This window comes from Paraburkholderia sp. ZP32-5, from assembly GCF_021390495.1.
Classification (GTDB): Bacteria; Pseudomonadota; Gammaproteobacteria; order Burkholderiales; family Burkholderiaceae; genus Paraburkholderia.
This window is the reverse complement of record NZ_JAJEJP010000002.1, coordinates 1,412,003-1,426,942: the sequence shown is the minus strand read 5'-3', so window position 1 is coordinate 1,426,942 and position 14,940 is coordinate 1,412,003. Positions and strand designations below refer to the sequence as shown.

Here is a 14,940-nt window from a genome sequence, read left to right as displayed (position 1 = left end):
GTCGACCGTAGTGATATGGGACTTTGCCCGCCTACATGCGCTCGTGCGCCTGTCTCTCCTGCCACGACCAATAGATCACCATCCCAAAGCCAACGCACACGGTCACGTTCAGTGGAATGAGGAAGTAATTCCCCCGTTGAAATCCCACCCAAACCGCGAATGCCGAGTAGAGGAACGTGAACATCTCGCCCACAATCAACACGGAGTTGATGCGCGGCACGATGGCGCGATAACCATCCTTGCCCTTCGGCGTACGGTGAAAATCACCGTGTACGCCAAGCATTGCGCGCACGCCGCCGACAAAGTAATACCAAGCCATCGGCAGGAACATCGCGATGTACCGGTAGGTATCCCACAGTGCTTTCAGGAGATTCGGCTTGCTATCCAGTCGCGCGCCTTTGCGCGCGGCAAACGCGTTTTCCAGCCCCCAGAGCGCAACGAGGCTGAAGAACGCGATTGCGCCCCAACGCATGCTCATACTGTCGAAATGCGCGAGGTACATGAGCGGCAAGCTCAGCAGGATCAGCACATAGATCGATGCAAGCAACACCGACGAAAACATCACAGAAACCGCATGCATGCGCTTCATCAACGGCATACGCTGCAACAGCATCTGCTTGAGGTGTTTGAACGCACTATGAATCAGGCCGCGCCCCCAACGCTCGCGCTGAATGCGATATGCGCTGATGGTCTCGGGCAGTACCGACATCGACACTACATCGCGCAAATAAGCGTACTTCCATTCGCCGAATTGCGCGCGGTAGCCGAGATCGACATCTTCCGTCACCGTCGACGCATTCCAGCCACCCAGCGCATCAACACACGCCTTGCGCCATACGCACGAACTGCCGCTAAGCGATGCCATGTCACCATCTTCACTCAGGCCGACCGTCACGTATTGCTGATGCCCCATCTCCATCGCCTGGAAGCGTGTGAGAAATGACACGTCGTGATTTTCGTAACCGATGCCCGTTTGCAAAAATCCCAAGCCGGGATCTCTGAAACACGGAATCGTCTTCAGTAGGAAGTCATCGGGCGGCACGAAATCCGCGTCGAAAATGGCGAAGAATTCACCACGCGACTGCTGAATACCGCTGACCAGATTGCCGGCCTTGTAGCCCTTGCGATTGCGTCGCCTAAGCAGGCGAATATCGACGCCTTGCGCAGCGTAACGCTCGACTTTCGCGCGCGCGAGTTCGGTGGTGCTATCCGACGAATCGTCCAGCACCAGAATCTCGATCAGTTCCGACGGATAGCGCAGACGGCAGGCAGCGTCGATCAGCCGCTCCACCACCTCGGACTCGTTGTAGATCGGCAGCAGCACGCTCACCAACGGCCAGCGCTCGACCTCGGCTTCGGCCGCTGAATTCGCGAGTTCGGTGAGTTTGCGCCGTTCCACCTTGCGCGAAATCAGAAAGACCCGCAATTCAAGGAGCACGTACAGCGCGAAGTAGCCGACTACGAGGAGGAATATGGCCTGGCAAAGCCAGGACAGCAACGCGGGCATCGTGATCAATTCCTCACAGGTTCACGACCGCACCGATTTGCTCCAACCTCTGCCCCCAGGTGTGGTGCTCTCGCACATATTTCGCACCGGCTTCGGCACGATCCAGATCTTCCCGCGAAGGTCCGTGACGCAGCCGCGCGAATAGATCACGCGTCTCTTCGTAAGTATTCACGACGTGGCAGAAGTCGCGGAAATGGCGATCCACCGCCCGGCTCGGATTCGTCACCGCAATGCCCCCGCACGCAAGAATCTCGAGCAGACGGCGAGAAAACATCGTTTCCGAACTCGTGACCGAATTCACGTTGAGGGAAACTGTGTGCGACTTGTAGACGTTCGCTGTTTCATGGTGCGGCACCTTGCCGTGCAGGCGCATCTGACTCGTCTTCGGAAAGCGGAACTCGAGATGGCGCGACAGGCGATCGTGGTTCCGATCGAACACGTTGAGCGGCATCTGGTTGTGTTCGCAAATCTCGAACACCATGTCGAGAAAACGGCGCCGCTCATTCAGAATGCGGCGGTAATAGCTGCCCGTAAAACACACTTCGTTGCGCGTGAAATTGAAACCCGTGAAGCTGTGAAAAGCCGGTTGAAACGGCATGATCAGCGTGTTCACGGGCACGTGCGCGGGCACTTGCTGGCGATAGCGCTCGACGCATTCCTCGTCTGTCGTGAAGACGTAATCGAACGCCTTCGCTACATCGATGAACGCTTCGAAAAACGGACCGTCATCCTTGTTCCAGAACACCGTGGGAATCCCGGCCTTGCGCGCAAAGTCGACCAGACGAAAAATCGCTTTCGGCTTCGTAAGGCGCAGCATCTTTGGCTGCTTCGCCAATTCATAGCGCCAGCTTCCATCCACGCCGTGAAAAGCCGATTCGGCGAGCACCAGATCCGGCTTCCAGTGGCTGATGATGTCGCGATAGTTCGAGGGCGTCATCACGCGCACACGGCATTCGGCGGACAGACAGTCCGCCGTGAAGTAATCCGTGACGAGCGCAATCTTCAGCCGGCCAAAGCGTCCGGCACTTTCGACATCTTCCGAAACTTTCGGATAGTCGTAGACCAGTGAACCCAGTCTTCTAATGACCCTGCCAACCATTCCCCTCACCTCGCACTTTTGGGTAGTGCCTCGATGACAAAATCGCTCCAGCTGCGTTGCGTGGTCGCGTATTCTTTTGCTCGCTCGCCGAGCGCGGCGAGCGCCGTGCGATCGGCCAATGCCGTTTCGATTACGCGCGCGAGATCCTCCGAGTCGGCTGCTTTGAAGAACCAGCCTGCGGGGCGTGTGCCCATTTCGTCGCGAAACACCGGCAGGTCGGGCACGATGACCGGCTTGCCCATCGCCATCGCTTCGACGAGTTTGATAGGCGGCACGATCTCGCAAACCTTGAACGGCTTGCGTGGGATGCATACGAGTGCGCAACGGCTCAAGGTCTCATGCGCCTGTTGCGGCGACATGCGGCCCAAAAAGCGGATCTGCTCCGACAGACCAAGGCGCTGCACCTGTGCTTCGAGTGCAGCATGCGCTTCGCCGTGCCCGATGATCATCACGTTCGGTTGCGTGCCGCGTGCACGTAGTTGCGCTACTGCGTCGATCAGCGTATCGAGGCCTTCGTAGCCCATCAACGAACCCGCATAGCCTATCGTGTTCGGTTCGATTTCGCGTGGCGTAATCATTGCAAACCGCTCGGGCTCCACGCAATTGGGCAGCAGAAACATGCGTTCTTCGGCAATGCCCCAACGCTCGCGCGCGAAGCGGCCCAGTTGCTCTGAAATCACGAAAACACGATCAGCGTGCCGTGCGACCAGGCCTTCCAGTTCCAGGCCTTGCCTGAAGCCCTGACGCCCCTCGAAATGAGGCAGACGCGAAATACGCGTGAGTTCCCACAAGCCACGCATTTCGTATTGGAATGGGATGCCCAGTTGCCGCGCCGCCAATAGTGCAGGCAACGCATTGACGTGATTCGACGCCGCGTGAATCACCGACACTCGATGGTGTTTCGCCCACTGCGCAATCACGCGTGCGGCTTGCAACGCATAAAACAGCACCGGACGATTGTTGGCCGGTCCGGCCGCGTGCCGATAGCGCACTTCTCCGACCTGTGTTTCGTCGCCCTCGGCATCGCGCAAACGGTCGATACGATCAAACGGATAGCCCGGCCGCGTCAACGCATGCACGCTGCCGCCAGCCGATCGCATTGCGCGGATGATCTCGTGCGTACGCGTGGTGTAACCGCTCGTGTGATACGGCAACGCGCTTGCGGCCACGTACAGCAGGTTTGGCGAAGCAACCTGGAATGCCTGTGTACGGGTGGGGCGCTTGAGTTTGTGCTCCAGCGCTCGCACGGTGAGCCATCGGCTCAAACCGAGATACGGCTCGGTCACGAGCGTTTGCAGAGAATCGAGTACGCCGTTCATGCCCGCGCTTTCCCTTGCAGCTTGGGCTCTGCATGAGCGAGATCGACCGTCTTCGCCGTTTTGATGCGACCGCGTGCATGCAGATCGAGAAACTCGGCGGTCGTAATTACGTCGTAGTCTTTCGTCAGGCGCGCAACCAGTTTGCGGTAGCCCTCGACGCGCTGGTCATCGCGATACGTCGCGTAGCCTTTTTCGTCCCAGTAGAGCAGCGACCACGAATGCAGCAGGAAAATCGAGAACGTCGGGCTGCCGCTGAATGCATCGAGAAGCAATTTCCCCCACCACGGACGAAACCGGAAATACGGTGATTCCGGATACGTGAGGCGCGCCCACCACTCCTGCTTGGCCGCCACCTTTGGCAAAATCTTCTTTTCCGTCATCGGTACTTCGATGACACCATTGGACCAGGCAAACGGATGATTCGTGGGCTCGCTGAATAAGCACTGAGTCGCATGAACAGCGCACATCGAGTTATTGAACGACAACGGTATGCCCGCTGCCTCCAGCGCACGTATCGTGCACGCATTCCACCGGAATGAACCTGCGCGATGCGCGAGCACCGGCTTGCCAGTCTGTTCGGAAATCAGATTGCCAAAATACTTGATGACGAATTCGGCGCGCGCATCGTCGGTATATTGGTTCATGTATTGCGGCCGACGATCTAGCCCGTGCTCGGCCCAGAACGAATCGGGCAAATACTCCGGATGCGTGTGCAGTTGCACGTCCTGCCCAACCGAGTCGAGCCAGCGTACGACCTCGCGCGTTTCGTCGAGATACGACCAGGGGCCGCATTGATCGACGAAGTAGACGTGCTTGACGCCGAACTCATCGCCGATCTCGGCCATCTCACGAATCCCCGCCGTACCACGGTCGTGCACACCCCACATGAGCCGCTTGACGTGATCGTGCGGCGCGCGCTTGGGAAGCGCCTCCGTATCGACCGTCAACATCGCGTAGCGATTTCTGTCCATTGTTCTCAATCCAATTTCAACAATGCATGCCACTCCGGATCGCTGGCCAATCCAGCGCTCAACGGCACGATGCATGCATCGCGATAACGCCATGCGAGATACGCCTGCTTTCTTTCATGCAATGATGGGCCTTCTCCGCTTAAGGACGGCACATATTCGACGAGCCAGCCAAGGCGGGAGTAAAAGGCGAAGTCGGCGATGTCCGTGACAAGAACGGGCGCTACGTCTTCCCTGTCTTGTAGCTTGTTCGAAAAACCCTCGCAAGCACGACGTACCTGATGGAGATCCGTTCCCACAGCCCAGATCATTACAGTCTGTACTTCGGCCGAACTCGGCCTATGCTTGAGGGTGGTAAGCCAAGGATATTGCGTGACGTGAGGTGAAATTAGTTTCACCGACGCCAGCAGATGCCGCACGCAGCGCCATACGCGCTCTTTCGTGGAAGCTGGCGGCTTTTTCCCTAACAAATCGTAGCGTTGCAACAAACTCCATTCAGGTCTGCGAGCAACAGCCTTCAACCGCCGACGCAACATTTTCGTTTCAGCGATTACGTTCATCGCTGTGCCCCCTTCAGCTCCGCTAAAGCGAGGATTTTCTCTGCCGCTAGCGATGCGCCGTTCATGGGGATATCCACCCGCCTTTCAGATGTCGCGCCCATCATCTCGAGCAATTGCGCAACCGCAGTTTGGCGCTCTTCTTCCGTTTCGCATGCACAAACGACTGCGGGGATTGCCTCGGCCACCATATTCGCCCGACGAACCTGGTCGTCAGCCAATTGCGTATTCGGTACCAATAGTGCCGGAACATTCGCCTGGACCAGTTCGCAGCAGGTGTTATAACCGGCAGCACCGACAAAAACGTCAAAAGCGCGTAAGTAGCGCGCCAATGGATAAACCGTGAGCGGCGTTACGCTCTGCGGCAATTCCACGTCACGAACCGAAATAGGCGCACGCGCCCATACAATCCTGAAGCCAGCCGCTTCAAAAACACGAATCAGACCATGCCCGATTCCGGCAACGTCCTTCAGATTGCCCGGACCGAGCGCGAATAGAACAATGCGCTCCTCCTGCGGGAGACCTAGTGCTTCTCGCGCTGCAGCGCGATCGAGCAACTCATCATATTCCAGCACACAGACTGGCGGAACGACTGCACGCGTTCCTCCTCCGTCAAGCATAGTTTCGCTTTCGCGTGCGCCAAGCTCCCCCGGTTGAATGACGAGATCGAACAACGTCTCATCTACCGTTACAGTCTTGCCGCCTTCTTTCAGCAATCCACGATTGGACCACACGAGCGCGGGCGATCCGTATTCTTTGCACGCAGCGAGAAAACCCTGAAAAGGCCACGTGCCGTCGAAGACGATCACATCGGGCCGTACGCGTTCAAGCAACATGCCAAAGCGCACAGCCAATTCGCTGTTCCAGGCGAAAGTAGAACTCGTTGACCAGTATGGCGAAACGAAATAGTCCGCCTCGAAACCCATTTCCTCAATGAGTTCGATCGCGGACGCCAATGAAAAGAACACCGGCCGAGCGCGCCCGCGCAATCGACGTGCGTACGCAATGCAGCGGTTCAGATGGCCCATGCCTGAGCCATTCACGTTGAAGAACACGATGCGAGGAAGCTGCGAATCGGACGAATCGTCGCGAGATCGCTTCGGATCACTCATGCGTCGCCGCCGAATAAATCCCGCGTGTATACCTTCTGCACAACGTCCTCCAGATCGGCCGTCATGCGATTAGCGACGATCACGTCCGCGCAGCGTTTGAATTCAGCTAGATCGCTTACGACCGCCGAATTGAAAAAAATCGTCTCGTGCATCGCGGGTTCATAGACGATCACTTCCACGCCCTTTGCCTTGATGCGTTTCATGACACCCTGAATGCTCGACGCGCGGAAATTGTCGGAGCCAGCCTTCATAACCAGCCGGTAAATACCGACGGTTTTAGGCTTGCTTGCAAGCACGCTGTCTGCAATGAAATCCTTGCGCGTTCCGTTCGACTCGACGATCGCGTGAATCAGATTTTGCGGTACATCGCGGTAATTTGCGAGCAACTGCTTTGTGTCCTTCGGCAGGCAATAGCCGCCGTAGCCGAAGCTTGGATTGTTGTAGTGCGCGCCGATGCGGGGGTCGAGGCATACGCCTTCGATGATCTGATGAGTATCGAGGCCGTGCTGCGCAGCATACGTATCGAGTTCATTGAAATACGCGACCCGCATCGCGAGATATGTATTCGCGAAAAGTTTGATCGCCTCGGCCTCGGTGCTGCCGGTGAAGAGCGTTGGGATGTCCCGCTTGACGGCGCCTTGTGTCAGCAGTTCGGCAAAGACTTCAGCGCGCTCCGAGCGCTCGCCGACAACGATACGTGACGGGTACAGGTTATCGTACAGCGCCTTACCTTCACGCAGGAATTCTGGCGAAAAGATGAGGTTTTGCGTGACTAACGTTTCGCGCGTGCGCTCCGTGTAGCCCACCGGGATGGTTGACTTGATGACCATTACCGCTTGCGGATTAATTTCCTTCACGTCGCGAATAACGCTTTCGATCGAACGGGTATTGAAATAGTTCGTTTCCGGGTCGTAGTCGGTCGGTGTGGCGATGATCACGTAGTCGGCGTTCGCGTAGGCTTCGAACTTGTCGAGCGTGGCGCGGAAGTTGAGCCGCTTGTGCGTAAGGAATTCCTCGATCTCGGCGTCTTCGATCGGGGATTGTTTGCGGTTGAGCATTGCGACTTTTTCAGCGACTATGTCGACGGCGACAACCTCATTGTGCTGAGACAGTAGTAAAGCATTGGATAGGCCAACGTAGCCAGTACCCGCAATGGCGATTTTCATGCAAATGCCTCAAAACAGATAACGGAATTCGAATTGCGGTATCGCAATCGCGCCCGCTCTTATCGACAGCTCTATTCCCAGGAAAACGGAACGTATACACTACACGTAACGACTCTATACGACGGCTTACGTCCCGTTCAAAATATTTGCGTACCTTTCTAGTTTCGACTTTCGGATGAACTTCGAATGGTACTCAGAATAAGCTCCGATACGTAGTTGCATGGTTCCGCTGCTGTCGTGCACTTTCGGGATTTATCCCTGTTATCGGCTGGGCGACTGAACCATGAAATCACATGGCTATCACTGGGACCGGCGGCCGTGCCGCCAGTTCGGACGTTTCGTAGGCTCAGCACCATTCCGGCAGGCCCCTGGCGGTGTGCGATAGTTGATGTAACGTCATCGTGAACCGGATCACGTACTTCCATCAGCTTTAGCGAGTCGGTATCATATACGAAAGTCTTCGAATTGATTTCAGGTTGATGGACCTGTTCAATCAACTGGCCGTCGTGCTGCCTCACTCCCGAGAAGCCGATTTCACCGACAATCGTCCCACCGCCTCTTGGATCCCAACGATAAGTCCAACGAGTGGCGGCAACTGACTTCCATCCGGCTTCATCCCGACGCGCATGAAATAGCTGGGTCGCGCCCGACGCATCAAATTTCAAATAAGAAATGACAGGACGACCTGCCCCGTCAAAGCCTAGCCGAATATTATTGAGCAGCCCACTTCGCTCAGGAATAAAATCGACCACCTCGGCAGATTTAGGCGTAATCGGAAGCGGAAGTATTTTTCCAGAACTATTCTCCCACGTCCTCAAATCTTTACTCTTTGCGTAATTTACGTTGAAATTCGTTTCGACCGCGTAATCTTCTCGCCAAACCCATGCAACATGAAAGAACCCATCCGGCCCTAGCAGAAACTCAGTATGGTATGCATTTACATGATTCTTTTCCGATGCCGGTGCAAACACTGGCGTACTCGTCCAGCGAACCCAGCCCGATCCAACCAGACGATTGATGAGCTCTACACCGTCGCCGCTGTGCCCCGATCTGTATGCAAATCCAAGGGATCCGTCGCCAAAGCGGAAAAAATAGGGATAGGTGGCTTGCGTCTCATCCTGTCCCACCATAGAGCGCACCCGATCAAGACCGGACAGTTGATCTGACGTATCCATGCGCGCATACACCAAGGGGGACACATGCATATTTCCAGAAACATGCAGGCGATTTAAATTATCGAAAGCTAGAGTAATTGAGTTGTGCGCATCCCAGCCCTCAAAGCGCGATGGAATTCGTATCTTCTTCTCCGTTCCAGAGCACTTATCAACTTGCGCCACCGACAGCCAGCGGTCAGCGTCGTAGTACGCGATATAGATAAAGCCCTTGTTTTCCAATGCATCAAACGCTACTCGAGTTCCGCCCCAAACATGGTCGACTGTCAATGCCTTAGGAATATCATTGCATTTTAGACCTATGTCGGTCACCCTGGCGCTCGCGTGAGGAGATATGAAAGCACCGAGGAGGGCAAGATAGCTAAAAAGGTGAGTTCGAATTTTCAATGCCATTGCCTCTCAACAGAAATCGATGGATTCTTAAGAGCTTACAAAGTTCGTAATTTCTAGTGCAGCTCTGCGCATACACTGATTGCATACAGAGACGCGGTCCGAAGGTGGCAACATGACTCCGTCGACAATCGATAGGTCTGGCATGCACAACTTTTTCTTCCGGATGGTACGGTAATCCCTCGGTGGGCTTATCGCGCATCGAAAATGCAAGATTCGGCTAGCCACTAGCATCTGCATAAGACGAACTCACGACGCAAGCGACTAATCGGAATACAGACTGAGTCAAGAGCGGGACGGTTCCCGACTCTTGATTGCTCACTCCCTCAATCGTTTAGCGCCCGTGCCGCTGCCTCGCGTAGGCACTTCATGTCCGCTCCTGCAAATGCAGCCTTCACAAGCCCCGAATAGTCCGGATACCGTCGGGTCACGACGTCAACCCCAGCGCTAACTAGCGCCGCCTTCTCACCCTTGAAGCTTGCTGTTCGGATGTGGTAGACGAACGACCATGGCGAAATGACATTTCGCCAACCGGCTTTGACGGCTCGCATGCAAAAGTCATTCTCCTCTCCGTAGCCGCGCGGAAAGCCCTCCTCGTCAAAGAGCCCGCATTCTTCCATCATCAGGCGGCGGATATACATGCAGAACCCAGATCCTGTCGGGACTTCTGGCGCGTTACAGTTCCACGTCTCTCGCGTAACGCGCAAGGCATATTCCTCGTGGCTCAGATAAGACGGGCGTGGGCAGTATTCATTGAACGTCGGAAAGGAAAATGCTCCGGCGTTGTCACTCATGGCGGTAACCGTGGCCACCTTAGCGCGAGCATATGCTGCGGCACGGAGCCCTTCAAGCCAGCGCGGAGTCACGACAGTGTCGGAATTCAAAAGGACCACATCGTCGTTTTCCGCCAAACGTATTCCTCGATTAATCGTCTTGGTGTAGCCCAAGTTTGAATCGTTTTTTTGAATGGTCACCCCTAGGATGTCTTTAAATTCCGCCAGCAACGGCGCGATGGACGGATCGGTACTACCGTCATCAATCACAATCAGACGATCGCGCTTCAAATCAGTGTGCTTTAGCACAGATTCCAGACAATCGCGCACGGCCGACGCTGCGTTATAAACCGGGACGATGATACTAGTCCGAGGCGCATAGCCAATGACTTGAGCGGCGGTTGGCGCAGGCGCATTTTCGCTTGGTAGCAGATTAGAGCCGTGAAGAATCTTGCCATACGCATCCGAGAGCCCGCTGCGCAGCGTGTCCTGCGTAAATTTCCGACTGACGTATTCGCGCCCTGCCTCGCCCATCCGAGAAATCAGTGTGTCATCTTCACAGATCTGCACAACAGCATCCGCGACAGCTTCGACGTTCCTATAGGGAACGAGAAAGCCAGTTTCGCCGTGCTGAATCAACTCAGTGAGCGCGCCCCAGTCATAGGCGATAATCGGTCGGCGTGCCGCCATTCCCTCCGCGACTGTTCGTCCGAAGCTTTCGGCAAAATGTGAAAGGTTAAGCAACACGTTTAATTCCGACATCGCTTTACGGGGATGCTCGGCATATCCAGCAATGATCAGGTTATTCGGACGCCGGCCCGAAGCCACCTCCTCCTGCCACTGCGTTACCTGTTTGGTTACTGGTCCAACAATGACGAAGCGCGCCCTTGGCGCCCGATCCGCAACACGCCGCGCCACCTCAACAAAATCCGTCACGCCTTTTTTGGGGAGGTTGGAACTGACAATGCCGAACTTGATTGTGTTGCCAAATTTGTTTCCTAAGTCGAAATCCTCAATCGTTACTGCGTTTGGGACGTAGAGCGTCTTCTCCGGGCGAGAGAACAACTGACAGGTGGCGACGCTGTTTCCGATTACCCAATCTGAGCGCTCAAAGACCCGACTGATAATCTCACCGACGTCAAGCCCAATCTGTTGCCGCAGGTTATCGTCCAGAGAGATCAACTCACGAGCGTGAACCACTCGAACGCGACGCATTCGTGCAGCCGCCTCCAGAGGCTCCATCAAAACGATCGTATTGGCATGCACCACGTCAACCGCATGTCGGGCAATGATGTCGGAAAAGGTGGCAACCAGCCAAGTATCAACGCCTCGATTGTTCTTCCATTGAGTATAGGGAAACGCATAGACTCCGAGGCTACGCGCACAAACCTCGCGGATATAGGCCGCGTTTCGCCCGGAAGGCAACGTCGTCACGACGTTGACATTCATTTCAGTCAAGGCACTCAGGACGTCCAGCAGGCTTCGCTCACCGCCGAACAATTGATGCCCGGAAACGTGGGCACAGATCATGATCGTCGGCCAAGCCGGATTCGATTCTTTCTCTCCACTGTGCCAGTCGACACTCGCGGAAACTATCTTGTCATCGAATAATACTTCCGGTTGCGCGACTGCAGTCAATACGCGAGGTTGCGACGCTACGCCCTCAGGCAGAATCGCGGCTGTTACTCCGGGAGTGGATCCTACTGCCGATGCGAATGCTTTTAGATATGCACGCCCCCAGCGCTGATCCGGCTCAAGATAAGTGCCCTCTGCCCACTCGTTCCATGCGTTCACGAAAACGAGAGACTCGTCACCGTCGTTGAAACGCTGCTCCTGTTCGAGAATCCCGTTCATCCAGCGACGGAAGCCATATGGTGTGGCGCCATGGAACACCCTTGCATCGGTCAGACGGCGAGCGGTATTGTCCCACCCAAGCATCGCACCGCGATGGATTCGGGATTCGTAACCGTCCTTGAACCTTTCGAGATCCGCGTCAATCACCGACGTATAGTCGAAAATCTGACCACCGAAGTTCTTGTTGAGATCATGTACCTTGTCACGTAGGTCGACCCTTTCGGCTTCATGTGGTGGAAACAACACGTAGCTGTCCAGCGCGTGCTCCTGTGGGGATCCCTGCAACGTTTCGAGGCCAAATCGCACCGCGCACAGGTGAATCTCGCCGACACCGGCTCTGCGGCATTCTTCGCGCCAGGCAGCCGCCGTTTCCAGCCAATTTGGGATGATCGAAATGCGATACACCATCATCACTGGCTTGCCAGCATGACGAATCCAGCGCGGATCCTTCATCATGGGAATTAATTCCCGAATCAAGGCGATGTTGCTTTCAAGGGTATATGTTTGCTCCATCAGAATGTGGCGGTTCTGACCATCCCAGTTCCGTGACCAGTTCTCGTTGGCCCAGCAAACACAGAAGCCTGTATCAATCTTCGTCGAGCGGGCCATTTGCTCTATCGGTTGATTGAGCAGTTTCTTCCCATCGAACCAATAATAGTAGTAACAGAAACCATGGATTCCAAACTCGCTCGCCAAATGAGCTTGGGCAATCTGCGTATCTTCGAGCCGCAAATCGTAGTATCCCAGTTCACTCGGCACGCGAGGCTGATAGTGGCCTCGGAACAACTGGCGAGCACGTGTAACGTTACTCCATTCCGTAAAACCTTTCCCCCACCACAAGTCGTTCTCTGGTATCGGATGGAATTGAGGCAAATAAAAGGCAATTGTCTTCACTACTCGACGCCGCGCATCCGCTGGTTCGAGGGGCGGCTCAATGGGTTTATTGCGGACAGAAAAGCCTCCGAGTTCCGCCATAGCTGACATCAAACCCAGTACGGTGGGCCGGCCCGGGAATCCGTTGCTGTTACTTTTGCCCGTCAACTCGTTCGCCCAAAGCGTCGAAGCCAGCGCTCGCATCAAGAGCGGCTTGATCCATACTTCACCGCCTATCGGCAATTGCACACCCGCAGACGGCCAATTCACGCCGAGTCGGGACAGTGCAACTTTTACTCCGTTGGTGAGCCCTGGTTGAGCGCCGTCATCCGTCAAAGGATCGACGGTACTCGCACAGATACCCCACGCCGGATCTTCCAAGAACGCCGCTGCAAAGCCGATCGTCGTCTGGAGCGTTTTACCGTGCGCCAATCCCGGGGTTAGCCACAAGACCGCTTGGTATTCGTCGAAGACATGAGAACTCGCCACTCGGAGGAAATTCTGAGCGTTACCCTCGCTATCAGCCGCACCAACGTTAGTGACGGAGACTGTCGACTCATGAAACCGCGTATGTTCCACGTCCACAGAGCCGAGGATGAACAAGTCATGACGCTGTCCCAGTTGAACCAAGAGGCGCAGTGCCTTCTCCCACGATTCCTCGTTTATGGCATTTACCACCACGGCGATCGGAGCAGTTGGCCGTAGACCGCGCAGCATAAATGCATCGGCTCCCAGCCTAAATAACGGCTTGAATCGTTGGCCCGAGCGGTACTCTTCCAACAAAGCGTGTTCCGTCTGCCCGACCGCACGCGTAGCGCCAACATAATTGGCCTTCGAAGTGACTGCAGAAAATACAAAACTATCGTAGATGCGTGTTTCCAGTTCTCGATGACCCGTCGGTAGCTTGTCCAGCCAGTCTTTCAAGTTCTGGGCACATGCCTTCACTGACAGCAAATCCAAGAATGCGGAGTTGCGCTTTGCAGCCTTCTGCTCGTCTTGAACTGTGGAAGAAAGCAGAGCCTCAAGCTGTTGCTTCAGTGCACTAGACGATGCTTCTTCGACTGCTCCACAGGCAATAAGGTCCTCGATTGCTGGCGAAAAGTTCGCCAGCACCGGCACGCGCATTCCCAAAGCATCCGACAATTTGGCCGGCACCTGGAAGTTCGAGACAGCACCTCCATCTTGGAGCAAGACGCAGACATCTGCGATCGAAACGACCTGAGGCGCATCCCTAAACGGCTGATTGGGCAAGAAGACGGTTCGGCAACCACGAACCTGCTGCAACTTCTTCTTGAGCTCCATATCGGAAAAATCACCAACGACAACGAAAAGCACGTCACTGCGCTCGAGCGCAGCGATCGTTTCAGCGACCTCAATCAATCCCTTGTGTGCTCGCGGGGTACCGAAGAAGAGCACAATCTTGTCGTCTCGTGGCAGGTCGTAACGTGCGCGGTTCCTTTCCTTTAGTCCGGTAGATGGAACGAAAGCCTTCTCATCACGTGCATGACGGATGATTTCGCCACCATAACGTCGGCGGAGCGCCGGGTTTGAAACGGTAATTCCGTCAAAGGCGTCAGCCATGCCCACGGCGATGCGCGTCCAGCTCTTGCCTGGAAGATCGTGGAGATCTGGCAGACGTTGATTTTTCTGTAGAAATTCGCTAATACTGATTGGCGAATCTGCATCAACGATCGCAAGTTCCTCGTCATCGATATCGACGATGACTTTTGCGCCCCATAATAGCTTGTACAGAATACCGAATAAAATATTTGGAGCGCGTGGCTTAGAGAGATGAACGATATCGTAAGGATGCGCTGCAACGAGCTCGATCGCTTGCTCGACAAAGCGTGACTCATCACTCACTACGAAGCCGTGCTTGGAAATTGACGTCCCCCTAATTGGCTCCCAAATTTCCTTTCCAAATTTAGGGAAAAAACTGCCGATTATTTCTACGTCAGCAAATGTCTGGTACAGCGTTGCCAGAGTGTACGCACGGCCTGCAGGATTGTGAGCGAGTTCCCAGCAACAAACACCCACACGCTTTCGATCTAAACCCCGACGACTCTTTACATATTTTTTTTTTGCCAAAACAAGGTTTGCCGAGATGATTCTGGCCAACCGCGGACTCTTGACTAACACGCTGGCGTAGC

General features: G+C 55.2%; 9 protein-coding genes. All 9 read right to left on the bottom strand.

All coding sequences use genetic code 11. The annotated features are described in order from the left end of the window. Positions 1-31: 31 nt before the first annotated feature. Entirely contained in the window at positions 32-1,507 is a 1,476-nt protein-coding gene (locus L0U82_RS25020) for a glycosyltransferase (protein WP_233835418.1), read from the bottom strand. Between the two features lie 13 nt (positions 1,508-1,520). Beyond that, positions 1,521-2,606, bottom strand: coding sequence for a CgeB family protein (locus L0U82_RS25015; RefSeq protein WP_233835416.1), 1,086 nt, complete (start codon positions 2,604-2,606; stop codon positions 1,521-1,523). A 5-nt stretch (positions 2,607-2,611) separates the two neighbouring features. Then, entirely contained in the window at positions 2,612-3,925 is a 1,314-nt protein-coding gene (locus L0U82_RS25010) for a glycosyltransferase family 4 protein (protein ID WP_233835415.1), read from the bottom strand. Beyond that, the gene (locus tag L0U82_RS25005) at positions 3,922-4,896 is read right to left on the bottom strand and encodes a polysaccharide deacetylase (RefSeq protein WP_233835414.1); all 975 of its coding nucleotides are present in this window, start codon (positions 4,894-4,896) and stop codon (positions 3,922-3,924) included. Before L0U82_RS25005 ends, L0U82_RS25010 begins: the two co-directional genes overlap by 4 nt. A gap of 5 nt (positions 4,897-4,901) precedes the next feature. Further along, complete coding sequence (locus L0U82_RS25000; protein ID WP_233835413.1) at positions 4,902-5,453, bottom strand: hypothetical protein; 552 nt, start codon at positions 5,451-5,453, stop codon at positions 4,902-4,904. Next, positions 5,450-6,562: a glycosyltransferase gene (locus L0U82_RS24995; RefSeq protein WP_233835411.1), complete on the bottom strand. Its 1,113-nt coding sequence runs from the start codon at positions 6,560-6,562 to the stop codon at positions 5,450-5,452. Before L0U82_RS24995 ends, L0U82_RS25000 begins: the two co-directional genes overlap by 4 nt. After that, positions 6,559-7,728, bottom strand: a complete 1,170-nt coding sequence (locus L0U82_RS24990) for a nucleotide sugar dehydrogenase (protein ID WP_233835410.1) — start codon at positions 7,726-7,728, stop codon at positions 6,559-6,561. The genes L0U82_RS24995 and L0U82_RS24990 overlap by 4 nt, the downstream gene beginning before the upstream one ends. Positions 7,729-7,886: 158 nt before the next feature. Next, positions 7,887-9,293 (bottom strand): BNR repeat-containing protein, encoded by a 1,407-nt coding sequence (locus L0U82_RS24985; protein WP_233835409.1) that lies wholly within the window; start codon positions 9,291-9,293, stop codon positions 7,887-7,889. Positions 9,294-9,616: 323 nt separating this feature from the next. Then, positions 9,617-14,908, bottom strand: a complete 5,292-nt coding sequence (locus L0U82_RS24980) for a glycoside hydrolase family 99-like domain-containing protein (RefSeq protein ID WP_233835408.1) — start codon at positions 14,906-14,908, stop codon at positions 9,617-9,619. Positions 14,909-14,940 lie beyond the last annotated feature (32 nt).

Excerpts from the sequence above, each read along its gene's own strand:
- L0U82_RS25020 (WP_233835418.1), bottom strand. The coding sequence starts at position 1,507 with ATGCCCGCGTTGCTGTCCTGGCTTTGCCAGGCCATATTCCTCCTCGTA.
- L0U82_RS25015 (WP_233835416.1), bottom strand. The coding sequence starts at position 2,606 with ATGGTTGGCAGGGTCATTAGAAGACTGGGTTCACTGGTCTACGACTAT.
- L0U82_RS25010 (WP_233835415.1), bottom strand. The coding sequence starts at position 3,925 with ATGAACGGCGTACTCGATTCTCTGCAAACGCTCGTGACCGAGCCGTAT.
- L0U82_RS25005 (WP_233835414.1), bottom strand. The coding sequence starts at position 4,896 with ATGGACAGAAATCGCTACGCGATGTTGACGGTCGATACGGAGGCGCTT.
- L0U82_RS25000 (WP_233835413.1), bottom strand. The coding sequence starts at position 5,453 with ATGAACGTAATCGCTGAAACGAAAATGTTGCGTCGGCGGTTGAAGGCT.
- L0U82_RS24995 (WP_233835411.1), bottom strand. The coding sequence starts at position 6,562 with ATGAGTGATCCGAAGCGATCTCGCGACGATTCGTCCGATTCGCAGCTT.
- L0U82_RS24990 (WP_233835410.1), bottom strand. The coding sequence starts at position 7,728 with ATGAAAATCGCCATTGCGGGTACTGGCTACGTTGGCCTATCCAATGCT.
- L0U82_RS24985 (WP_233835409.1), bottom strand. The coding sequence starts at position 9,293 with ATGGCATTGAAAATTCGAACTCACCTTTTTAGCTATCTTGCCCTCCTC.